Raw genomic sequence first — 22,368 nt, 5'->3', positions numbered from 1 at the left:
TTTAATGTATCCGGCGAAAGAAGTTTTTAAACCGGTACGGCGGTCCCAAATTCCGGCGGATGTGCCGCCAATTCGGCTTCATTCGGAAGAGAATGAGGCTTCCCAAAACCAAAATGACAAGCCATGCATAAAAATGGGTCACCAGAATCAATCCGAGAATAATCATCGCCATGGTCGTAAGCAGTGTGGACAAAAACAGATAACGGGTGAACAGCAAACTGAAAAAATAAATAATGATTCCCACCAAAACCAACACCGGGCTTAAAATCAGCAATGCTCCCGCTGCGACGGTCAATCCGTAATTCCCTTGAAAACCCAAGAACACAGAATACATACTGCCGGCGACAACCAGGACAGCCGCAAAGCACGCTCCCGGCCACCCTCCCAAAGCCATGCCGAAAAGAGTTGCTGCCATTCCTTTCACCAAGTCAATTACAATTATTAAAAAATATTCGCGCGGCTGCAATTGGGATCGAAACGGATACTTTCCCAAAGCCCAGAGATGAAGCGGCAAAGCTCCCATCAGATAAGCGCCGGCCAAGATACAAACAAAACTCATGCTGTCCCCTCCTTCCCTGTTTTTTAACAAATTATGCCGGCAAACGGCATAGTGCCAACCGGATCAGGGTCACCAGCCCGGCATAACCGAAAAAAGGGTACAAAAACCCGATCAACACCGGAAAACCGAACAAGGAAAACAGATAGCCCAATCCAAAAATCACAGCCATCACAGTTGCCGGATGGTACGGAATCCACGGTTTCAAACTGACGGTCAACCCGTATACATTGCCGATGAGGGTGGTCAAAATCTCCGCCCACATCACCAATAAAAAGAAGTATTTGAGCCCGGCGCCCAACCGGCTGATGACAAAAGCCATGGGAATCTTCAGATGAGACACATCCGTCCAATAAATCTGCATGGCGAGGTTGCTGGCAAAAAGCATCAAGCCCAAGCCCAAGCCACCCATCATCCCTCCCGCCATCACCACAGGCTCATCGGCCACTTTGGCCCCCAACGGGATCAAGACCGCTTGCATCAACGACAAATTGTAAGCCACGTAAATGAGGGACGGCACCAACCAATGATAGCGGGACGGCACCAAAGCAAAGGGCATATAAGAAGACCAATCCGCTGTCTTCCAAGCATGAATCGCGACCATCCCGATAAACAGAAGCATCATGGGAACGACAAGGGAGTTGACCGATAAGATGCCGTCCATTCCCCTTAAAATGACGACATATGCAATGAAGACCGTTATCATGACCCCCAAATGAAAAGACAATCCGAGTTGTTCCTCAAACAAAGCCCCCGAGCCGGACAACATCGCGGTTGTGATGCCGAATAACATGAGACTGACCAACCGGCTCATCCATTTCCCCCAATATTCGCCAAACAAATAACAGTTGAAATCTTCATAGGACGGGGTGCCCAACCGGCTTCCCATGAGAAGCATGCGGACTCCCAACCATGAAAACATCCCGATGGCAAACAGGACTCCCCAAATGCTGTCTTTCCCGTGAGAAGTAAAAAATTGCATGATTTCCTGTCCGGAAGCAAATCCGGCTCCAACAGCGGTTCCCGCATAGACAAAACTGATCCGGAGAGCCAAACTCCATCTCCTCAGTGACCACATACAACCCTAACCCCTTTGTCCGACTGTCAGGACTAGTTTATGATCACGGGCATAAGAAAAGACCAGCCAAGTTTTTGGCTGGTCTTTGGATTACCAGGGCCATCCTCCTTTTTTGTCATCATCCTTCTTGCCATCGTCACCGTTATTTCCGTTGTCCCCTTGGTCATTGCCGTTGCCGGGTCCGGGGAACGGGAAGTTATTGTTGTCGTCTCCATTTCCCGGATCATTCGGATCTTCCGGTTTTTCCCCGTCATCCGGTTTTTCTTCCCCTTGCGGGGCCAGTGTAACCGAAACGACACCCGATTCTTTTTGATCGTTTTTCTCCGTGTCAATGGCCACCACTTTATAGCGGTAGGTTTTGGAGGCAGGTTGCCCTCCTCCGCCGAAGAGATTATCCAGGAAGTTTCCTCCTTGAGGCGGTTGCACGGGATCTTTATATTCTCCCACGGTTCCGGGCAATTCTTTAATCATCTGGAAGTCTTGCCCTTCCTCTGCACGCCATACCTGGAATTTGACGCGGTCTCCCTGTTCACCCCACTTCAAGAGAATACCGTCACTTTGTTGCGACGCACTTAATTGAGGTTGTTTCAACTCAAACGGCGGTTGCGGTTCAGGTGCGTTAAACTGGAATTTCTGAGGTTTCTCCCCTTCCAGCGCTTTGTTCATCACATAGCCGAAGATTTTCGCCGGTGCGCTTCCCCCGGTCAGGTACGGGTTGTCCTGTCCGCCTTGGGGATAGAACACGTTGACAGCCATCACCATATTGGGGGTGTACCCGACAAACCATCCGGCTTGCCCGCCTTGGATCGTACCGGTTTTCCCGGCAACATCCCAGTCGTTATGCAAGGCGGCTTTTTTACCGGAACCTTCGGTAATGACATTCTTCAACATGCGGGTCATCCAATAAGCGGTCTTTTCATCAAAGACTTTGGTTTCTTTTTCATCTTTTTCTTTTTTGGGCTCCAACTCTTTGTCTCCTTGCACCACTTTCCGGATGGTGTACGCATGCTTATAAGAACCTTTATTCGGGAAGACGGAGTACGCTTGCGCCATTTGCTTGGAAGTAACCCCTTTGTTCAAACCTCCCAGAGCAAGGGGTGCATATCCTTTATCCGCCGGTTGCAAATCCAGCCCCAGTTTTTGCCCGTAATTATAGGCCCGTTCCAGTCCGACTTCTCGCAACAAGTGAATCGTCGACAAGTTCAGCGAGTTGGCCACCATGTATTTCATGCTGACCTCACCTTTGGGACCTCCTGAGTAGTTGCTTGGACTCCAGTCGCCGGCAAAGTCCACCTTTTTGTCTTCAACCGTGAAATACTCATTATAACCAAGATCCTGAATGGCCGGGGAATAGACGGTCAATGGTTTGATCGTCGATCCCGGTTGCACCGGATCGGCCACCGCCCGGTTTCGGTATCCCGGTTTATATTCGCGGCCGCCTCCCACGGCTCGGATCAGCCCCGTTTTGGGATCAATAATGGTAATCCCGGCGTCGGCCCCCTCCAAAGATTTTCCTTCATTATTGGTAAACAGCGAATCATCTTTCAGAGCCTCTTCCACCGCTTTTTGGGCTTTCAAATTCAAACCGGTATAAATATTGAGTCCCAGTTGTTCCAGATCTTCTTCATTCAAGCCGTATATTTCTTCCAATTCATCAATGACCAAATCTTTATAAGCATCAAACTCGTTTTGTTTCAGATACTCTTGTTCACATTCTTTACAAGTTTCCAGTGGCTTTTGCGCCAGCTTTTTGGCCTCTTCTTCCGAAAGCATCGGCTCCATCTCATCATCCACCGGCATGACCATCGTCAAGACGACATTTCGGCGCTCGATTGCTTTATCCGGATGTTTAAGCGGATTGTACTTGTTGGGCGCCTTGGGCATCCCGGCAAGCATGGCCACTTCTTGCGGCTCCAGTTTTTCTTCAACCGGGTCCTTGCCAAAATACACCTTGGAAGCCAGACGCACACCGGCTACCCGGCCGCCGAATCCGATAAAGTTTAAATAGGCTTCCAAAATATCATCCTTGCTGTATCTCTTTTCAAGATTCAGCGAACAACCCAGCTCCTTGATCTTCCGGGTCATGGTTTTTTCGGCATTTTCCAGGATAATGTTTTTACAAACCTGTTGGGTGATGGTACTTGCCCCTTGGGCCGCACCCATGGCGACGATGTTTTTGACCACAGCCCGGGACAAACCTTCAAAGTCAACCCCGATATGTTTATAGAAACGACGGTCTTCCGTTTTGACAAAAGCGTCGACCAGCATCGGGTTTTTTGCTTTTAACTTTTCAATATCCGCCCACTCACGCTGTTTCGTACCAATGGTGGCAATCACTTCATCATTGGCATCATACAGTTTGGAACTAAATGGCATATTTTCTTTTTGAATTTTTTTCAAATCATAAGTGCCTTCGCTTAACATAATGGCTGAACATCCGCCCACCATCAGGAGCAGAGATGTCACCAATACCAATACAAGCCATTTCCAAGAAAGAAATCTCTTCCACCCGGTTTTGGGCGGTTTGCGTCCGCCGCCGCCACCCGAACGGGAACGCGAACGGGGACCCACTCGTTCACTGCGTGAGCGCGGAGGCATCGGGCTATAACCACTTTTCATGCTCACCCTGCGAAAATCATCCATCGATTACCCTCCCGAAACCATTGTTCTATCCAATCCATGCTTCCACCTTCAAAAAAGCACGAAAACCTATAGATAATTTGACAATGAGGCTGACCAATTCCTGCACATCCGCTTTTGTGCTATGATAAACGAAAAGGTGGTGAGCGTCGTCATGCACAAAAAAGCTGCAGTTTTTTCCAGTCGGTTGACCGGGATCATCAGCCTTTTCCTTACCTTTTATTTATGGAAAGTTGCAGGAATCACCGGTCTCATCGGCGGACTGGTCAGTGCCGGTTGTTGGTTTGCTTGGAGTTGGCTCCTCCAAAAGAAGTAATCTTTTCTTCTCTCGAATACTTACCCATTATAACTTAAGAGCCTGCAAAATGGTTTGTCATTTTTAAAAAATATTACAGCAATATTACACGAATCTTATGCTCATTCTACATAATATCATCCATTGATGAAACCCCCAGTCACTGGAATCATGGCACCGGTGATAAAATCGGAATCGGGATGGACCAAAAAGCGGACCACGCGTGCGACATCCTCCCCGGTGCCCGGCCTTCCGACCGGGGTGCGTTGGTCTTCCTTCCCCCTCGCTTCGCAAATGGATGCTTCTTTATAGGGATCGCGAATATCCCCGGGCAGGATCATATTGACGGTAATTTGATGGGCCGCTTCCTCACGGGCCAGTGTTTGCGTCAACACCGCCAATCCCGTTTTCGCGGCGGCATAGGGCCCGTAACCGGTCCATCCGAACACTTTATCCGCTTCCGGATACCCGAAAGTAATGATCCGCCCTCCTCCCTGGTTGCGCATCATCGGAATCACTTCCCGCACCAAATAAAAAACGCCGGATAAATTGCCGTCGATCATGTCACGCCAATGTTCATCCGTAAAGTCGATCACGGGCGTTTTCTTGAAAATAAACGGTCCGGCCGTGCAGACAAGGGCATCGATCCTCCCCAAATCTTCACGAACCTCACCGACCATGCGCCGGATATCCTCTTTGTTGCTGATATCTCCTTGGAGAATGACCGCTTCTCCTCCATTTTTTTCGATCTCTTTTTTCATTTTTTGCGCCGCACTCCGACTTTGTCGATAATTGATCACAATCCGGTAACCGTCCTCAGCCAGCCCTTTGGCCACCATCACGCCCAGCCCTTTGGGGCCGCCGACAACCCAGGCCACCGGCTTTTCTTTTTGCGCCATCAAACATTCATCTCCTTATTCAAAACATTTTTATGTCCGGCCATTTGGAAATTATGATACCATCCCCGGTCGCAAATTTTGTCTATTATTATAATATATGGCGTTGGAAGTCCCACTCCGAAAATTGCCCGATTCTCCCGGCCGGTAAACTGCTTCATAAAAAAAACAGCAGGCAACTTTGGATACATTGCCCGCTGTCTTGCACAGTCTGCTTGCAAACATTCCCGGCAACCGTCGCCGCAAATCTCCGGATGCCGGATTTAGGATGTGGCAACCCTCTGCCGTCGGTCCGCTCACTGTTTTCCGATGTAAACCGACCGGACGATGGTGCGTGCAAAAGGCGTTCCGTCGGCTTTGGTTCCCTGAAGATCGATGGTGACATTGTAGGTGCCCGGCTCCTTCAACCCGAAGCGGTCAGCCAGATCCGGTACATTTTTCAGGATTTGTCCGGCGGTGATTTTTTCGGTTCGAATTTTCTCCCCCCGCGGGGAAATCACTTGGATGGATCCTTGCAGTTGTTTCAAATTCGTGTTTTTCCAATTCATCTGTAAGGGGATACGGCCGGAATCGGCTTTGGCCGGAAGCGTGAACGAAAGGGTATCCGCTCCGGAATAGGTGGTGATCAAGAGATAAGCATCGGTTTGCGGACTGTTCATTTGCATCGTCCAGTTTCCGCTTTCCAACTGGCTTCCATTAAGATGAAACATTTGCACAGCCGCCCCTTGAAAGAAGGCTTCATCCGTCGCTTTGGAAAAAACGCCGCTGGTTTCGGTGTAAACTTTGCCGGATGGCGAGATCAACCGGACTTTCACTTCAGGGGATTTGGTAAGCACGGTGAAAAGGATTTCTTCCGAACCGGCATCCACCGAAATCGTTTCTTCCGCTTGCTCGCCTGCCGTCAACGGTCCCCCTCTGACAAAATGGTCAGCACTTTCTTCCTTCATCCGGGGAACATCCTGCCGGGTTTGCACCACTTGACCAGAGCGAAGCACGGAATCGATTTCCGCAAAGGCGACGGTTCCGGTCCGGATGGCATCATGATCCACATCCTTGGTAAACAGATGGTTTCCATAAGGAAGATCGGTGCTCCAGACATTCACCAACCCGTCATTGTCTCCATGGGAAGACAAGTAGAAACCGCCAAACCACAAGGCCGACAAACTCGGTCCCCAATTGGTGCCCGCAGCAGTGTAATAAACGTTTTTAACCGCATCGGGATGACTGTCGGTTTGTTCGCGGTACTTTGCCATTTCGCCCGTTTGCAAGGAATAGGTCGCATCCGAACGCTGTCCCAGCAACTCTGCCAGCCACCCGGCCCAGGAACTGTGTGCCAGATCCGCAAGATGCGAACCGTGATGCGGGGAGCCTAAGGTGACCACTTTTGATACATACGGATACGCGCCATAATGAATCAAGGCTGCCTGCGTGTCAGGACCACCTTTGCTGTGTGCGACAATATTCACCTTCTGTCCGAAATGGTCATAAATTTCCTTCAGCATCCGGGCCAGCAATTCTCCGTTATCCCACTGGCTGGATGGCTTTCCGCCGGCATCATACAATTGGACAAAAGCGGTCCGGTAACCGTTGTTGTATGCGGTTTCATACATATCATTCAATCCGTGATAATTGGTCTCGTTCCACCAGTTTTGGGCTTTTCCGTTCATTCCTTGGACAAAGACGATGGGAAGTTTGTTCGGGTCGGCATTTGCCGGAGTGGCTCCCAAAAACCAGGTTCCGGGGGTGGTGTCTTCAGAGGGAGGGGGCAACTGATTGCTGATCACATTTCCCATCGGTTGGGGAGGGGGAATTTCCTCACTCTCAGCCCCGACCCATCCGGCGGGCAAAAACATGCTGAAGGCCAACAACAAACAAAGCAAAAAACACCAAGGCCGGCGCAACACAATCTCCTCCTTTTTTCATATACAGAAGATTGCGACATCTATTTCTGAAACATTTGCGTTTCCAAGAGAACATAAGGTCTTGCAAACCATTTTTCAATTTTGATTATATCGTATTCTATAAAATTCCACAAATAAAATTTTGAATATTTGAAAATTTAATGGTTTGCATGTTCCAAAGCGGGGAACATGCAGACCCGGCCTTGTCCTTGCCAAGTCTCAATGATTCAACACGCTCCAGCTTCCAATGTTTCAAGCAGTTGCCGGATATCTTCCGGAAGCGGGGACTCCCATTCTTTCCATTCATGCCACCGGGGATGGAGCAAACGGAGATAAGAAGCGTGCAAGGCTTGCCGACCGATCAGATGTTGATCATCCCCGGTTCCGTACAACGGATCGCCAATGATGGGGTGGCCGATGGATGCCAAATGAATCCGAATCTGATGCGTGCGTCCGGTTTCCAACCACAAACGCAACAAAGTGGTTTCTTGGAAGCGCTTGACGACTTGAAAGCGGGTAACGGCGCGGACGCCTTCCTCAGATACGACGCGTCCCCCTTTTTCCTCCGGCAACATTTGAATGGGCTTGTCAATGGTGCCGCTTTCGTCTTCCACCCGGCCATGGACAACGGCATGATAGCTTCGTTCATAATGCTTTTTTTCCATTTGGGCCGCCAAAAAAGCATGCGTGTATGCATGTTTGGCTACCACCATCAATCCGGAAGTGTCCCGGTCCAGCCGGGTCACCGGCCGGAACTTTCTTCGTTCCCCTCTTTGTTCCCAATGGTAAATCAACCCATTGGCCAAAGTACCTTCCTTATAACCGCGCGTGGGGTGGACCACCAAGCCGGGCGGCTTGTCAATCACGATCAAATCTTCATCTTCTTCGACAATGTCAAAAGAAACGGGTTGGGGAAGGACGGTTTCCGATTCCTCTTCCATATAGCGGATTTCAATTTGGTCCCCTTCCCTGACCCGGCTCGTAAAATAACGCACTTCGCCGTTGACCGTGACCAACCGGTTCCTTTTCAGGCGGGTCATCATTCTTTTGGAAAAACGGTACTTGTTCCGGAGAATTTGTTTCAACATTTTCCCGTCTTCTTCTCCGGAAACGACATGGGTGAATTGGATCTGGTTATTCATGAAACACCTCAAAAAGACATGATGATTCCAAACGTTTCTAGTATAGCACGGGTGAAATCAACGAGAAAGAATCCCTTTTGTAAATAATTGTAATTATATATAATAGACAATGATTTCATCCATTCGTTATAATGATGCCAAAACCAAAAAAATACCTGCAAAGGGGAGCCGGAGATTGGCCGGCTGAGATAGTGTACCGATACACTGACCCTCACAACCTGATCCGGATTATGCCGGCGTAGGGATTGCGCATGGTTTCAGACAAGCACAAGCATCCCTCCATCAGGGGTGCTTTTTTGTGTCTTCCCCTTTGCATGCAACCAGGAAGGAGTACAAAAATGAAACAACGTCTGGTGCTCACGGCACTTTTCACCTTGTTCGCCTTGTTTCTGGCGGCATGTTCCTCAACCGGGGACTCTTCCAGACAAACAGTCAAAATCGTGCTCGACTGGACCCCGAACACCAATCACACCGGACTGTACGTAGCAAAAGAAAAGGGCTATTTCAAAGAACAAGGGCTTGATGTCCAAATTATCCAACCCGGCAACAGCGGCGCGGAGCAAATGGTTGCTTCCGGGCAGGCCGATTTTGGCGTCAGTTATCAAGAAAACGTCACCCATGCCCGAACCCAAGGGATTCCGATCATTTCCATCGCGGCCGTGTTGCAACATAACACTTCCGGCTTTGCCTCTCTCCGCGACAAACAGATTCAACGGCCGAAAGATTTTGAAGGCAAAGTCTACGGCGGCTTCGGTTCGCCGGTTGAAAAACAGATCCTGACTTCTTTGATGGAAAAAGATCAGGCGGATGCAAACAAAGTCAAAATCATCAACACCGGAAACGTCGACTTTTTCCAAGCGTCCAAACAAAATATCGACTTTATGTGGATTTATTACGGATGGACCGGCATTGAAGCCGAATTGCGCGGCGAAAAGCTGAACATGGTCTACCTGAAAGATTATGACCGTGCTCTGGACTATTACACCCCGGTTCTCATCACCAGCGAAAAACAAATCAGCCAAAACAAAGAAACCGTTCAATCCTTTATGAAAGCCGTCAGCAAAGGTTATCAGTTTGCCATTGACCATCCCGATCAAGCGGCTGACATTCTGATCCGGGAAGTGCCGGATTTAAATCCCGAACTGGTGAAAAAAAGCCAGGCATGGATCAGCCCCCGTTACAAGGATGATGCCAAAGTTTGGGGATGGCAAAAAGAAGAAGTTTGGGCGGACTATGCCAAATGGCTGAGCGATCACCACCTTTTGGAGGGAAAATTTGTACCCAACGAAGCCTTTACCAATGAATTTTTGCCGGAAGGAGGAAACTGAATTGGCCCAAGCACTGGTCAGCCTTCAAATCCTGCCGCGAACCCCCCGCGGGGAAAAAGTGATTCCTTATGTGGACCGGGCGATTGAACTGATTGACCAATCCGGTGTCCGTTACCGCGTCGGCCCTCTGGAGACCACCATGGAAGGGGACTTGTCCGAACTGCTAAAGATCGTTGAGAAAGTCCATGAAGAAATGGTGAAAATGGGTTGCGGCAGCGTCCTGGCCCAAGTGAAAATCTTGTATCAGCCGGACGGCATTTCGATAAGCGAGTTGACGAAAAAATATGATGAGCATTGTTAAACGGGGCATGCCTGTCTGGTTCGTCCTTTTTCTGTTGTTCTTATGGGAAATGTCGGTTTCCTTGTTTCATATTGAACCTTGGGTGCTTCCGTCCCCTTCGGCAATCGGCAAAGAATCCCTCGCATTGTCCCGGCAATTGCCCGTTCCCGTATGGGCAACTGCAAGCATTGCCATCAGCGGCCTTTTCATGGGGACCGTCATCGGCCTTTTGACCGCCGGCGTGCTTCATTTATTTTCATCTCTGCGCCTAATGGTTTATCCGTTGATTATCTTGTCGCAAAATATCCCGATGATTGCGCTAGCGCCGTTGCTTGTGATGTGGCTCGGGTTTGGCGTCTTTCCAAAAATCCTGGTGGTTGCCCTGATCTGTTTCTTCCCTGTCACCGTCTCACTGTTGGGCGGATTGGCTGAAACGGATCGCACCCTTCTGACCTATATGAAAATGGCCGGCGCTTCCCGGATGCAAATTTTTTTCAAATGTGAATGCCCGTCGGCTTTACCGGCCTTTTTTTCCGGTTTGAAATTATCGGCCACTTACAGCGTGATGGGAGCGGTCATCGCCGAATGGCTGGGAGCGGAAAACGGCATCGGGGTGATGATGCAGCTGGCTTCGTCCACTTTCCGCACAGACCGGGTCTTTGTGACCATTTTGTTGGTCGCCGGCTTAAGCCTTCTCTTTTTCGCTTTGATCACATTCTTCGAGCGGATGGTGACAGTGCGCAATGGAAATCAAAGGAGGGATTCCCGATGACTTTGGAAGTGAAAAACATCACGTTTTCTTATGGCAACGGACCGGTCATTTCCGGTCTTTCCTTACGGGTGAAAGAGCGGGAATTCGTCTCCTTGATCGGGCCGTCCGGGAGCGGAAAAAGCACACTGTTCCACCTGATCGGAGGCTTGGAAAAACCGGCAGAAGGAGAAATTACGTGGAACGGGCAGTCCATCGTCGGCAAACGCGGCAACTTCGCTTACATGCCGCAACAACCGTCCCTCTTCCCGTGGCGGACCGTGGCGGAAAACATTGCTCTTCCCAGTGAATTGAACCATCAAAAAATGAAACCGGAGCACATCCGCCGGTATTTGGAAAACGCAGGCTTGAGCGGGACGGAATCGCTGTATCCCCACGAACTGAGCGGGGGAATGCAACAGCGGGTGGCATTTTTGCGCACCTTGGCAAGCGGAAAGGAATGGCTGCTTTTGGACGAACCTTTCGGCGCATTGGATGCCCTGACGCGAACCCACATGCAAAAATGGCTGGATGCTTTGCTGAAAAAGGAACGGCGCACTGTCCTTTTCATCACACACAGCATTGAAGAAGCTTTGCTCCTTTCTGATCGCATCTATATTTTGACGAAACGCCCGATGCAGGTGTATCAAGAGTTGAAGGTTCCATTCCCCAAGGAAAACCGTTTTTCCCTCCGCGGAGATAAAACATGGGAATCCCTCCGGAAACAGCTGGAAGACTGGTTGTTACCGGAACCGGCGGAAACGGATTAAATAAATGACAGGGAACGGCATGCACGTCCGTTCCCTGTTTTGTCAATAAACAATGCCCGTGCGGCGATGTGTTTTGTCCAGTAAGGAAGAAGGAGGATCAAAATAACGGGAATCATATCTTTTTTGGAACGTTCCCTCTTTCGTTATGTACCCGGAACCCCATGTCGGATCCATGACCAGCCATCGCCCATCCACCCGGACTTCCACCCAGGCATGGCGTTGTCCCCCCGCTTTTCCTTCCACAAAACGGGCCGGCAAACCGGCGGATCTTAAAAGCGCAATCGTCAAAAACACGTAATCCTGGCAAATACCCTTTTTTGTGCGCAACGACTTGATCGCGCTGTCCGACCAATGGAATTCATTTTTCCGGTACTTTTCCATGTCATACGTCATGTTTTTTGCAACATAATCATAGATCGCCTTCGCCTTTTCCCGCGGTGTGGAAGCTCCGTTCACCAGTTGTCCGGACCGGTTTTGAATCTCCGCACTGTCGGACTCAATGCCTCTGGACGGAAGCAAATACCGGAGATCCTGCTTTGCCGAACTGTTCACCTCAAACCGGGCCACTTTAAAAAAACGGAAATAATCCCGTTTCTCCGTTGTGATTTCCGGAACATACAGGTTCACTTCATATTTTCCGGGACCAAACCTCAGCCATATCCGGTCATCAAAGCGGAAATTGTTCACCGGCAGAAAATAGGTTGCCTCTTCTCCATCTTTTTTGGTTTTGACAATCAGATGGGTGGTCTCTTTTGCATAAGGTGCCGTCGCATCAATCCGTCCGGCAACGCGGTAGGACAAGCCGGCCGTATCGCCGCTGGCCACCGGCGTTTCCAATTGAATGCCCCTTTGGGCATAAAGATCAGTATAGGCAACCGGTTCCCGCTTGATGTTTTTCGTGTGTTCCACATACAGCGTGGCTCCTTCCCGGAACGAACCCCATTTTTCCAAGTCGGGAACCATCACATCAAGCTGATGCACCCCCTGCCCGAACAACAAAGGGATCTGCTCCTGAAACTTGCCGTCGGTGACCCGGATGACCCGTTCCCAGGATTGATTTCCTTTTTTCAATTGCACCAGCAGTTTTTTCACGGATTTTTTGACCTCACCGCGGATCGGGACGGCCTGGTCCGACCGGACATACCCTGACTGCGGGGAAGAGAGATTCAGTTCGGCTTCCCGGGCTTGCATGCTGTATGCCACATCCCGTGCCAACGTGTCGGAAGCATTGTGGACAGTAAAAGCCGCCATCAAATAAAAGTAATCTTTTTCTTCCCGGTCCGGAAGCCGGAGATAAACGCGATAATCCCCTTTCCCCTGAAACAGCCGGAGACTTTTCCCGAACCGCCCGTTTTCCACGGGAATATATTCATCCAATGTTTTGGGCAATCCCTGTTTGGGCTCCCCTTGGTACTCGATGTGCACCCATATGTATGGAACCGCCAGGTTTTCTGTCTTTTCGATGGTTCCGGAAACCGTAAAATCGGATTCGGCCTGCACCGGTTCCCATTGAGGCTGTTCCAGTTTGGCGTTCAGTTTTTGGGCATAATCCTCCAACCGGATTTTTTCTCTGCCTTGAAAATCCGAGCCCGGATTGGCCTGTTTGCTGAACACCAGTTTTTCCGATCCCCGGGTCCAGGTCCGGTCCAAAGCCTCTTTGTCCTGATATGCGGCCACTCCGAGCAGACAAGCCGTCAACAACGCACAACCTGCCGAAAACCACTTCCAACTCATACCCTTCTCCGGCCTTTCACAATTTTTTCCTTTGCTATTCCATTTTCTTTTGCATTGTGAAAAACCCTTCTTTTTCGCCGCCGGTTTAAAATAAAAAAAGCAAATGGCCGGGGTCTTTGACACACAAGACCCCGGCCATTTTTTATACCCGCACTTCTTCCGGCAAATGGCTCAACAACGTTTCTTCATCCCAAATCGTCACATCCAATTTTTTCGCTTTGTCCAGTTTGGAGCCCGCTTTTTCGCCGGCAACCAACAAATCCGTCTTTTTGCTGACGCTTCCGGTGACATTGGCCCCCAACGATTCGAGCAGGTCCGTTGCCTCTTTGCGGGACATCTTCTGCAATGTTCCTGTGATGACGACCGTCTTTCCGGCCAACGGTGATGATGCAACGGCTTTTTCTCCATCCGCACCCGGCCCTTTGTATTCCATATTCACGCCGGCTTCTTTCAAACGATTGATCGTTTCCCGGACTTCCGGTTTTTCCATGTAGGTGACCACGCTGTCTGCCATTTTCGGCCCGATCTCATCCAAGGCAAGCAATTCTTCCATGCCCGCCTCCATCAGGGCATCCATATGCTTGAAGTGTTGCGCCAGAATTTTGGCCCCTTTGGCTCCGACAAAACGGATCCCCAGCCCGAACAACAACCGTTCCAGCGAATTCCGTTTGCTTTTTTCAATGGCTTCCAGAAGGTTTTGGACCGATTTTTCTCCCATTCTCTCCAGCTGTAACAAATCTTCTTTTTCAAGGTAATAAAGATCCGCCACGCTTAGCACCAAACCGTGGTTAAACAGCTGGGTCACCACTTTTTCGCCCAGCCCTTCGATATTCATCGCACCACGCGAAACAAAATGGATGATGCCTTCCCGAGTCTGCGCCGGACATTCGGGATTGATGCAGCGAAGCGCCACTTCACCTTCAAGGCGGACCAGCCCGCTGCCACACTCCGGACAGTGTTCCGGCATGGAAAACGCTTTTTCTCCGCCGGTGCGCTTTTCGGTGAGAACGCCCACCACTTCCGGAATGATGTCTCCTGCTTTTTTCACCACCACATAATCATGGATCCGGATATCTTTTTCACGGATCAAGTCTTCGTTATGCAGAGAAGCTCGTTGGACGGTGGTTCCGGCCAGGCTGACCGGCTCCAAAACGGCAGTCGGTGTCACCACGCCGGTCCGACCGACATTCAGGGTGATGTCCAAAAGACGGGTGACGGCTTCTTCCGCCGGGAATTTATAGGCAATGGCCCAACGGGGGCTTTTGGCGGTGTTCCCCATCTGTTTTCTTAACGCCAATTCATCGACTTTGATCACAATGCCGTCAATCTCGTAAGGAAGATCCGGGCGGTTCTTTCCCCATTTTTCAATGAAAGCCAGCATTTCCTCCACGGATTCCACCGTCTGCCGGGCCGGATTCACCTTAAAGCCCAACGTCTCCAAAAATTGAAGCCCTTCGGTGTGGGTTTGGACGGTATGGCCTTCCAATTGTCCGATCTCATAAACAAACAAATCCAGCGTCCGCCGGGCCGCCAATTTGGGATCCAGCTGGCGAAGCGAACCGGCTGCCGCATTGCGCGGGTTGGCAAATAAAGGTTCCCCGTTTTCGGCCCGTTCCCGGTTCAAGCGTTCAAAAGCCCGCCGCGGCATGTACGCTTCCCCGCGAACTTCGATGGAAAGCGGTTCGTTGATGCGCAAAGGCAGGGACCGGATCGTTTTTAAGTTTTGCGTGATATCTTCCCCGGTGATGCCATCCCCCCGGGTGGATCCCAAGACAAAACGGCCGTCTTCATATTTGACGGAAACTGCCAACCCGTCGATTTTCAACTCGCAAACATAACGGACATTTTGGCGGCCGGCCGCTTTTCTCACACGCTCGTCAAAATCACGCAAATCCTGCTCGTCAAAAGCGTTCCCCAAACTGAGCATAGGGGCGGTGTGCTCGACTTTTTCAAAATAAGGAAGCGGTTCTCCGCCAACCCGCTGGGTGGGGGAATCCGGGGTTTTCAGTTCGGGAAATTTCTCTTCCAATGCCATGAGCTCGCGCATCAACCGGTCATACTCGGCATCGGAAATGGCCGGATCATCCAAAACATAATACCGGTGGTTATGTTCATTGATTTCATCATGCAATTCCAGCACGCGTTTCTTTGCCTCTTCCAGCTTCAATCCAACTTCATCCTCCTGTTCATCATTCTTTCGTGATGGGAGCATATTTGGCCAATAATTTTTTCACCCCGACCGGAGCGGGAAATGCAATGTTCAACTCCATGTCGTCGCCTTCCCCCTGCACTTTGACGACCGTGCCGACCCCCCATTTTTTGTGGACGGCTTTGTCCCCGACCTGCCAGTTGCGTTCCGGATTGGGTGCCGGCCGTGCCACTTTCCTGAAGCTTCGGCTTGGCGTCGGCGCTTCCTTTTTCTGTCCGGCTTCTTCAAACAACCCTGCCGGAATTTCCCTCAAAAAACGGGAAGGCAGATTGGAACTGGTTTGCCCAAAAATCGTCCGCGTCCGGGCCCGTGTCAGGTGAAGCACTTTCTCCGCACGGGTCAACCCCACATAGGCCAGCCGCCTTTCTTCTTCCATCTCCGACTCGTCATCCAGTGAACGCATGTGAGGGAAAATCCCTTCTTCCAAGCCGACCAAAAAGACATGCGGAAACTCGAGTCCTTTGGCGCTGTGCAATGTCATCAACGCCACGGATTCCGCATTTTTTTCCTCCTCTTCATCCAGCTGGTCCACATCCGAAATCAAAGCCAAATCCGTCAAAAAGCTGATCAATGTTTTGTCTTCATTTCTTTTCTCGAACTCTTGGGCGACCGATAAAAATTCATCAATGTTTTCCAGCCGGCTCGCCGCTTCGATGGTCTTCTCTTTTTTCAATTCTTCTCTGTAGCCGCTTCGTTGCAACACTTCTTCCGTCATTTCCACGGCTGACAGATATTCAATCATGGCATGAAGCTCGCGCACAAATCCGACAAAGGTTTCCAGCGGCTTCAGGGTCCGCTTGGACAGTCCGATGTGCTCCATCTCCAACAGCGCTTCAAACATGGAAATGCCGTTTTGCACTGCATAATTTTGGATTTTCTCCAGCGAAGCCGCTCCGACACCGCGGCGGGGCACATTGATGATGCGGGAAAGGCTCAGATCATCATGGGGATTGACAATCAGACGCAAATATGCCAACAAATCTTTAATCTCTTTTCGTTCGTAGAACTTGATGCCGCCAACCACGGTGTAAGGAATGTTGGATTTCATCATCACTTCCTCGATCACCCGTGATTGTGCATTGGTCCGGTACAACACAGCATAATCGGAATACCGTTTTCCTTGTTTGATGCCGTTTGAAATGGTTTCGGCAATATAGAAGGCTTCTTCCTGCTCAGTACCGGCTTCAAACAATTGAATCTTGCTTCCTTCCTCATTGGCCGTCCACAATTCTTTGGGTTTCCGTTCCGTGTTGTGGGCAATGAGATGATTGGCGGCTTGGAGGATGTTTTTGGTGGAACGGTAATTTTGCTCCAGCTTGATTTGCACCGCATCCGGATAATCCTGTTCAAAATGGAGAATGTTCCTTATATCCGCTCCCCGGAAACGGTAAATCGATTGGTCCGAATCACCGACCACGCAAATATTCCGGTGATGTTCCGCCAGCATTTGAACCAATACATATTGGGCATGGTTTGTATCCTGATACTCATCCACATGAATGTACTTGAATTTGCGCTGGTAATACTCTTTCACCTCGGGCCGCGATTTGAAAAGCCGGACGGTTTCCATTAACAAATCGTCAAAATCCAAGGATTGATTGGCCCGCAATTTCTCTTGGTATTTTTCGTAAACATCTGCTGCCACCTGTTCGAAAAAGTTGCGCGCACCCTGTTTCATTTCTGCCGGCCCGGCCAATTGATTCTTCGCATGGCTGATTTGATTCAAAAGGGAACGCGGCTCAAACTTTTTGGGATCCAGATTTTCTTCCTTTAAAACTTGTTTAATCACGCTCAATTGGTCCGAAGTGTCCAGAATGGTGAAGTTGCGCGACATCCCCAGCTGGTCAATATCCCGCCGCAAAATGCGCACGCACATCGCATGGAAGGTGGAGATCCAGATCTCTTCCGCCCGGGGCCCCACCAAAGAGACGATGCGTTCTTTCATTTCGCGCGCCGCTTTGTTGGTAAAGGTGATCGCCAAAATATTCCAGGGGTGAACCTGTTTTTCACTGAGAAGATAAGCCACGCGGTGTGTCAAAACCCGGGTTTTTCCGCTTCCGGCCCCGGCCACGATCAGAACGGGGCCTTCGGTGGTTTCCACTGCTTTTCGCTGCATCGGGTTCAAGCCCTCAAGCAACGTCTCCGTCGACAACTGGTTAAGCATCAGCTCACCCTTTCTCCTGCAACTTTGTTTCTTTGACCCATGTCACGGTTTGAACCGCTTTTTCCACATTGGTGTAAACCACATTACCCACGACAACGGTATCGGCCCACCGGGCCATGGTTTTCGCCTGCTCTTCGTTGGTGATGCCTCCCCCGTAAAACAACCGGGTCTGCTTTAATTTTCGGCGAATGGCCCGCACCTTTTTCTCCTCGCCAAAGGTCCCGCTGTATTCAACATAAAGCACCGGCCACCGGAACAAATTTTCCACCAAATCGGCATAGCCGGCCGCTTCTTCTTCGGTCAGGTCCGCTTTGGCCTGTGTCAAGCGGCTCACCTTGGCCCCTGGATTTAAAATCACATATCCGAGCAACAAAACCTGCTCCCAGGGAATGCTGCTCCCGTAACGCCGGATGGCCTCCAGGTGCGCCCCATGAATCCACTTGGCTTGATCGGTGTTTAACACCGATGGAATGAGATAACCGTCAAATCCGGGTACAATCGCCTTCATCGTCGAAATTTCCTGCACACAAGGCACTTGATATTTCTGTATCCGTTCAAGCAATTGCCATGTGTTTTGAAACGTAATTCCATCCGTTCCCCCAACTATAATCGCATCAGTTCCGGATTGGCAAATCCTTTCCAGTGCCAGATCAGAAAGCCGCCGGTTGGGGTCCAATTTAAAGACATGTCTCCATTTCTTCACTTTTTTTATCATACTTTTCCCCCCGCCCGAAACCTACAATCCCTATTATACACCGCAGAGAAAATGAAAAGAAAACAAAGGCTGTGATCCGTACAGGAAAACACAGCCTTTCAGCAAAAAGTCATCCGTATTATCATTTTTCAGGGGATTTTTCTTCCTTCGCTTCTTTTAAACGTTCCAAGGCGAGCAAATAACCGTCGGTACCGTAGTGGAGACAGCGTTTGACACGGGATATCGTTGCCGTGCTGGCGCCCGTTTCGGTTTCAATCTGGTTATAAGTGCAACCATCTTCGAGCATCCGGGCCACTTCCAACCGTTGCGCCAGTGACTTGATCTCCCCGACAGTACATAAATCTTCAAAAAAACGGTAACATTCATCAATGGTTTCAAGTTGCAAGATTGCCTGAAAAAGTTGATCCACTTCTTTTTTGTTCAGTTTATTCAGTTGCATTCATCATTCCTCCTCGAGGTAGAAGGAAGTCCTTTCGCCCTTTAAAGTTATGCTTCTGATAAGTATAGCAGAAAATAAGAGGTTATTGGAGAAGAACCTCTCCGGTCTCCGGCAAAACATTGATCCATGTTTTCCCGGGCAGCAACGTGCATTCTTTTCCGTCACGGTAAGGAACGATCCATCCGTCCCGGTACTTCCATTCGACCGGGACCGCCTTCCCCTGCTGGAGCAAATAACCTTTCCCCTGCCCCGTAATATCCACCGCCCGGTGTCCCACATAATCCAATACCTTGTGTTTGGCAAAAATCACGAGTACATTTTGCATGGTGACCGGCTCCCCGGTTTCCCTATCGGTTTGCATCTCGCCTTCGGTGTAGCGGACATATTGCTGCTTGGCCGGATCATATTGATACCCGGCTTCGTACAATTTATGGTAAATGAGGCGGACCTTCCCGGCGGCCTTTCCCCCGCCGGTGACCGCTTCACCGGAAAACTGGTAAGCCGGCTTTCCACTGTAATCGGGATAATCCCGTTGCTTTGCAACCCGGCTCAATTCTTCCAACCGGGCATACAGGTTATGCGGCGGTTTGCGAAAATCGACGCGGAAAAAATGTTTTTCGTCTTGATGGACCCCGTCGATCGCCGGCTTTTTCTCCTCACGGATCCGGTTTAACGCAGACGGGGAACCGCCGGCATGCGCCACCACCGCCCCGGTTCCGTCCGCCAGGTCCAGATAATAATCCCGGACACTCCGGACCGGACCGATCACCCCGTTCAACCGGTTATAATAAAAAGCCGCGAACCGGGTGATCTCTCCTTCCGCCAAAATCTCCACCACCACATCCGCCAATTGAAGCCCGGATTGCGGACGGGCCGCTGGATGGTTGTTGATCATGGCCATGATCACGGGTTTGGGTTCCTCTTTCTCAACAGGAGTGCCGGTGATGGGACTCATCAGACGTACCGGTTTTTCTGGCCGGGTGACGGGGGCGGAATCAGGCTGACAGGCAACCAGCAAGACAGCGATTAAAAGACTCGCAATTCCGAAATTTCTTTTCACCAAATCCCTCCACTTGAAATCGATATTGAATTCTTCTTTTTCAAACGGTTTCATCCCTTCCTGTTCAGAAAACCTGCTGACAGGGTATGCAACAAGGCAAAGCATAGCAACGGGCAAACTGCCAGGCGCCAGCCCGCAAAAATGAGAACCGGCTGTTTTAAAACCGCCGCGTCTCAGGTTGCAAACCATTCAATCACATGGGAACGAAACCGCTCAGCGGACGGGGATAACGGATTGTCTTTCAACCAAGTCAATCCGATCTTCCGGTAACATCTTGGATTCCGGACGGAAATCTTTTTGATCTTGGCCTCGCTGATGCCCCGGTATTCCGGGATCAACGTCACGCCCAATCCGGCTGAAACCAACCCGGCCAACGTCGATACATCTTCGCCTTCAAATTTCATGACCGGGGTGAAACCGGCTTTCCGGCAAAAATAGGTGATCCGTTCCCTCATCTCCAATCCTTGCCGAAAACCGACAAAGCTTTCGCCGCCAATCTCCTTCAGATCCACAGAGTCTTTTGCAGCCAGCCGGTGGTTCGCCGGAACATACAAAAACAATTCCTGTTCCATCAGCGGATGCCACTGAATGCCAGGCGGAAACGCATACGAACTGATCAGGCACAAATCAACCTCCCTGGCCTTCAACAGCTCCACGCTTCTTGAAATGGTGCTTTGGATCAGTTGAATTTCCACCCGGGGATATTTTTGGTTAAAGCTGCGGATCAACTCCGGCAAAACCGTGACACCCAACGTGCGGAGAAAGGCCACCGAAACCTTCCCGGTATCCGGGTTTTTCAATTGTTCAATCTCCTGAACCCCGACGGAAATTTCATTGAGCGCATTTTCCACCCGTTTCAAAAAAACCCGGCCGAAGGCATTCAGCTTGACGGAACGGCCGACCCGGTCAAACAGCGGCACCCCCAACTCTTCTTCCAGTTTGGCCATGGAACGGCTGAGAGCCGGTTGGGAAATGCCCAGCCGGTTTGCCGCTTTCCGGAAGTGCTCGGTTTTGGCCACTTGACAAAAGTATTCCAGCTGCTGCCATTCCATTCTTCGATAACCTCTTTCTCTTTATTGATAGCAAAAAATTATCATTTAAATAAATATAATGCAATAGACACATCAGCCTGCCGGAAGTACACTAAAAACCAAAGCAACAGCTTCACAATGAGGAGAGGTGCTTCATGAAATATGTCGAATCCGGCAGCAGTGAATATTACCGGATTTTTGTTTGCATGCTGTTGGGGAGCATGGTGACTTTTGCCCAGCTGTATTATCCGCAAACATTGATCAATGCGTTTGCCTCACAAATGGGAATCTCCCCGTCTCATGCCAGTTTGTCTGTTTCGCTGGCCACCTTTTCACTGGCCGTCGGAATGTTGATTCTCACAGTTTTTTCCAATGCCTGGGGCCGGAAAAAAATCATGGGAGTGTCTTTGTTGTTGGCATCCTTGGCGGGAATCGCCACGGCATTCACCCCGGATTTCAAAACCCTGGTTTTTTTGCGGGTTTTCCAGGGACTGGCGATGAGCGGATTTCCATCCGTTGCCATCACTTATCTGAATGAAGAAATCTCACCGAAACACATCGGGCGCATCATGGGGATTTATGTGAGCGGCAATGCAGTGGGCGGTTTCTTTGGGAGAATATGGGTCAGTGTTTTTGCCGACTTTTATTCTTGGCAGGCGGGCGCCCTTGCGCTGGGGATTTTCAGTTTTTTATGCAGTGCGCTGTTTTTCGTTTTGCTTCCTGAATCCAAACATTTCAAAAAAGAACAACTCTCTTTTTCCAACTGGATTTCAGGCATGATCGGCGGAATGAAAAACAAATATCTGTTGTCCATTTACGCCATGGCCTTTTTGCTGCTCGGCGCCTACATTACATTGTTTAACTACATCGCTTTTCCTTTGTCCAATCCTCCGTATCAATTGAGCCAAACGGCGATCGGCTTTTTATTTATTTTTCAACTTTCCGGATCGTGGAGTTCGTATTTCTTCGGGAAACTGACAGAAAACCACTCGCGATCCTCCCTCTTGATCAGCGGGGTGGTCATGGCATTGGCCGGTGCCCTTTTGACCTGCACCGGAAATCTCTTTTTGTTGATGGCCGGCTTGATCTTGTTTGCAGCCGGATTTTTCGCCGGACACAGCCTTGCCAGCGGATGGGTCGGGATGATCGCAGACCCCCGGATCAAAGTGTACGCTTCTTCTTTATACCTGTTGTTTTATTACACCGGCTCCAGCCTCTTGGGATGGGCCGGCGGGTTCTTTTTGACCCGCTTTGGTTGGTACGGGGTGATTTTCATGATCTCCGTCCTCTTGATCGCCACTGTGTTGTTGACTCTTACATTAACCCGGTCGCTTCGTCTCTCCCACAAGGAAAATTCCGTCCGCCTGACCGGTTGAAACCAG

General features: G+C 50.1%; 19 protein-coding genes and 1 riboswitch. Of the genes, 6 read left to right on the top strand and 13 right to left on the bottom strand.

Annotated features, from left to right (window positions below):
• Position 1: 1 nt before the first annotated feature.
• The 3 genes from FA954_RS03255 to FA954_RS03245 all read right to left on the bottom strand — a co-directional run bounded on the left by FA954_RS03255 (position 2) and on the right by FA954_RS03245 (position 4,277).
• Entirely contained in the window at positions 2–559 is a 558-nt protein-coding gene (locus FA954_RS03255; RefSeq protein ID WP_049720550.1) for a glycerol-3-phosphate acyltransferase, read from the bottom strand.
• Positions 560–590: 31 nt separating this feature from the next.
• Complete coding sequence (locus FA954_RS03250; RefSeq protein ID WP_131470907.1) at positions 591–1,634, bottom strand: YkvI family membrane protein; 1,044 nt, start codon at positions 1,632–1,634, stop codon at positions 591–593.
• 90 nt (positions 1,635–1,724) lie between these two features.
• On the bottom strand, positions 1,725–4,277 hold the full coding sequence (locus FA954_RS03245) for a transglycosylase domain-containing protein (RefSeq protein ID WP_049720551.1): 2,553 nt from the start codon (positions 4,275–4,277) through the stop codon (positions 1,725–1,727).
• Positions 4,278–4,428: 151 nt separating this feature from the next.
• Here FA954_RS03245 and FA954_RS13595 point away from each other — a divergent pair, with 151 nt between their 5' ends.
• A complete protein-coding gene (locus FA954_RS13595; protein WP_156097693.1) occupies positions 4,429–4,590 on the top strand; it encodes a hypothetical protein in 162 nt (53 codons plus the stop codon).
• Positions 4,591–4,706: 116 nt separating this feature from the next.
• On the opposite strand, the gene FA954_RS03240 is transcribed toward FA954_RS13595, so the two are convergent.
• The 3 genes from FA954_RS03240 to FA954_RS03230 all read right to left on the bottom strand — a co-directional run bounded on the left by FA954_RS03240 (position 4,707) and on the right by FA954_RS03230 (position 8,508).
• On the bottom strand, positions 4,707–5,468 hold the full coding sequence (locus FA954_RS03240) for an SDR family oxidoreductase (protein WP_049720552.1): 762 nt from the start codon (positions 5,466–5,468) through the stop codon (positions 4,707–4,709).
• Positions 5,469–5,761: 293 nt separating this feature from the next.
• The gene (locus FA954_RS03235) at positions 5,762–7,366 is read right to left on the bottom strand and encodes an esterase/lipase family protein (RefSeq protein ID WP_052186591.1); all 1,605 of its coding nucleotides are present in this window, start codon (positions 7,364–7,366) and stop codon (positions 5,762–5,764) included.
• A gap of 227 nt (positions 7,367–7,593) precedes the next feature.
• On the bottom strand, positions 7,594–8,508 hold the full coding sequence (locus tag FA954_RS03230; RefSeq protein WP_037993000.1) for an RluA family pseudouridine synthase: 915 nt from the start codon (positions 8,506–8,508) through the stop codon (positions 7,594–7,596).
• 151 nt (positions 8,509–8,659) lie between these two features.
• Positions 8,660–8,770: riboswitch (TPP riboswitch) on the top strand.
• Positions 8,771–8,846: 76 nt separating this feature from the next.
• Between FA954_RS03230 and FA954_RS03225 the strand changes: the two genes are divergently transcribed.
• The 4 genes from FA954_RS03225 to FA954_RS03210 are packed head-to-tail and all read left to right on the top strand — an operon-like array spanning position 8,847 to position 11,634.
• Complete coding sequence (locus tag FA954_RS03225) at positions 8,847–9,836, top strand: ABC transporter substrate-binding protein (protein WP_037993002.1); 990 nt, start codon at positions 8,847–8,849, stop codon at positions 9,834–9,836.
• Between the two features lies 1 nt (position 9,837).
• The gene (locus FA954_RS03220; protein ID WP_037993003.1) at positions 9,838–10,137 is read left to right on the top strand and encodes a thiamine-binding protein; all 300 of its coding nucleotides are present in this window, start codon (positions 9,838–9,840) and stop codon (positions 10,135–10,137) included.
• The gene (locus FA954_RS03215; protein WP_138614859.1) at positions 10,124–10,888 is read left to right on the top strand and encodes an ABC transporter permease; all 765 of its coding nucleotides are present in this window, start codon (positions 10,124–10,126) and stop codon (positions 10,886–10,888) included. Before FA954_RS03220 ends, FA954_RS03215 begins: the two co-directional genes overlap by 14 nt.
• The gene (locus tag FA954_RS03210; protein WP_082240532.1) at positions 10,885–11,634 is read left to right on the top strand and encodes an ABC transporter ATP-binding protein; all 750 of its coding nucleotides are present in this window, start codon (positions 10,885–10,887) and stop codon (positions 11,632–11,634) included. Before FA954_RS03215 ends, FA954_RS03210 begins: the two co-directional genes overlap by 4 nt.
• A gap of 42 nt (positions 11,635–11,676) precedes the next feature.
• On the opposite strand, the gene FA954_RS03205 is transcribed toward FA954_RS03210, so the two are convergent.
• The 7 genes from FA954_RS03205 to FA954_RS03175 all read right to left on the bottom strand — a co-directional run bounded on the left by FA954_RS03205 (position 11,677) and on the right by FA954_RS03175 (position 21,007).
• Positions 11,677–13,368 (bottom strand): transglutaminase domain-containing protein, encoded by a 1,692-nt coding sequence (locus tag FA954_RS03205; RefSeq protein WP_138614858.1) that lies wholly within the window; start codon positions 13,366–13,368, stop codon positions 11,677–11,679.
• 142 nt (positions 13,369–13,510) lie between these two features.
• Entirely contained in the window at positions 13,511–15,580 is a 2,070-nt protein-coding gene (ligA, locus tag FA954_RS03200) for an NAD-dependent DNA ligase LigA (RefSeq protein ID WP_175413165.1), read from the bottom strand.
• Entirely contained in the window at positions 15,558–17,741 is a 2,184-nt protein-coding gene (gene pcrA, locus FA954_RS03195) for a DNA helicase PcrA (protein WP_037993010.1), read from the bottom strand. The genes ligA and pcrA overlap by 23 nt, the downstream gene beginning before the upstream one ends.
• Before the next feature lie 4 nt (positions 17,742–17,745).
• Positions 17,746–18,456 (bottom strand): heptaprenylglyceryl phosphate synthase, encoded by a 711-nt coding sequence (gene pcrB / locus FA954_RS03190; protein ID WP_138614856.1) that lies wholly within the window; start codon positions 18,454–18,456, stop codon positions 17,746–17,748.
• A gap of 121 nt (positions 18,457–18,577) precedes the next feature.
• A complete protein-coding gene (locus FA954_RS03185; RefSeq protein ID WP_037993013.1) occupies positions 18,578–18,895 on the bottom strand; it encodes a YerC/YecD family TrpR-related protein in 318 nt (105 codons plus the stop codon).
• A gap of 82 nt (positions 18,896–18,977) precedes the next feature.
• The gene (locus tag FA954_RS03180) at positions 18,978–20,009 is read right to left on the bottom strand and encodes a DUF3048 domain-containing protein (protein ID WP_049720558.1); all 1,032 of its coding nucleotides are present in this window, start codon (positions 20,007–20,009) and stop codon (positions 18,978–18,980) included.
• Between the two features lie 119 nt (positions 20,010–20,128).
• Positions 20,129–21,007, bottom strand: a complete 879-nt coding sequence (locus FA954_RS03175; protein ID WP_037993016.1) for a LysR family transcriptional regulator — start codon at positions 21,005–21,007, stop codon at positions 20,129–20,131.
• Between the two features lie 134 nt (positions 21,008–21,141).
• On the opposite strand from FA954_RS03175, the gene FA954_RS03170 reads away from it, so the two are divergent.
• Positions 21,142–22,362, top strand: a complete 1,221-nt coding sequence (locus tag FA954_RS03170) for an MFS transporter (RefSeq protein WP_037993018.1) — start codon at positions 21,142–21,144, stop codon at positions 22,360–22,362.
• Positions 22,363–22,368: the final 6 nt, after the last annotated feature.

It is taken from the genome of Thermoactinomyces vulgaris (assembly GCF_005886755.1).
Classification (GTDB): Bacteria; Bacillota; Bacilli; order Thermoactinomycetales; family Thermoactinomycetaceae; genus Thermoactinomyces; species Thermoactinomyces vulgaris.
The sequence above is the reverse complement of the archived record's forward strand: the minus strand, read 5'-3'. Positions and strand labels throughout refer to the sequence as shown.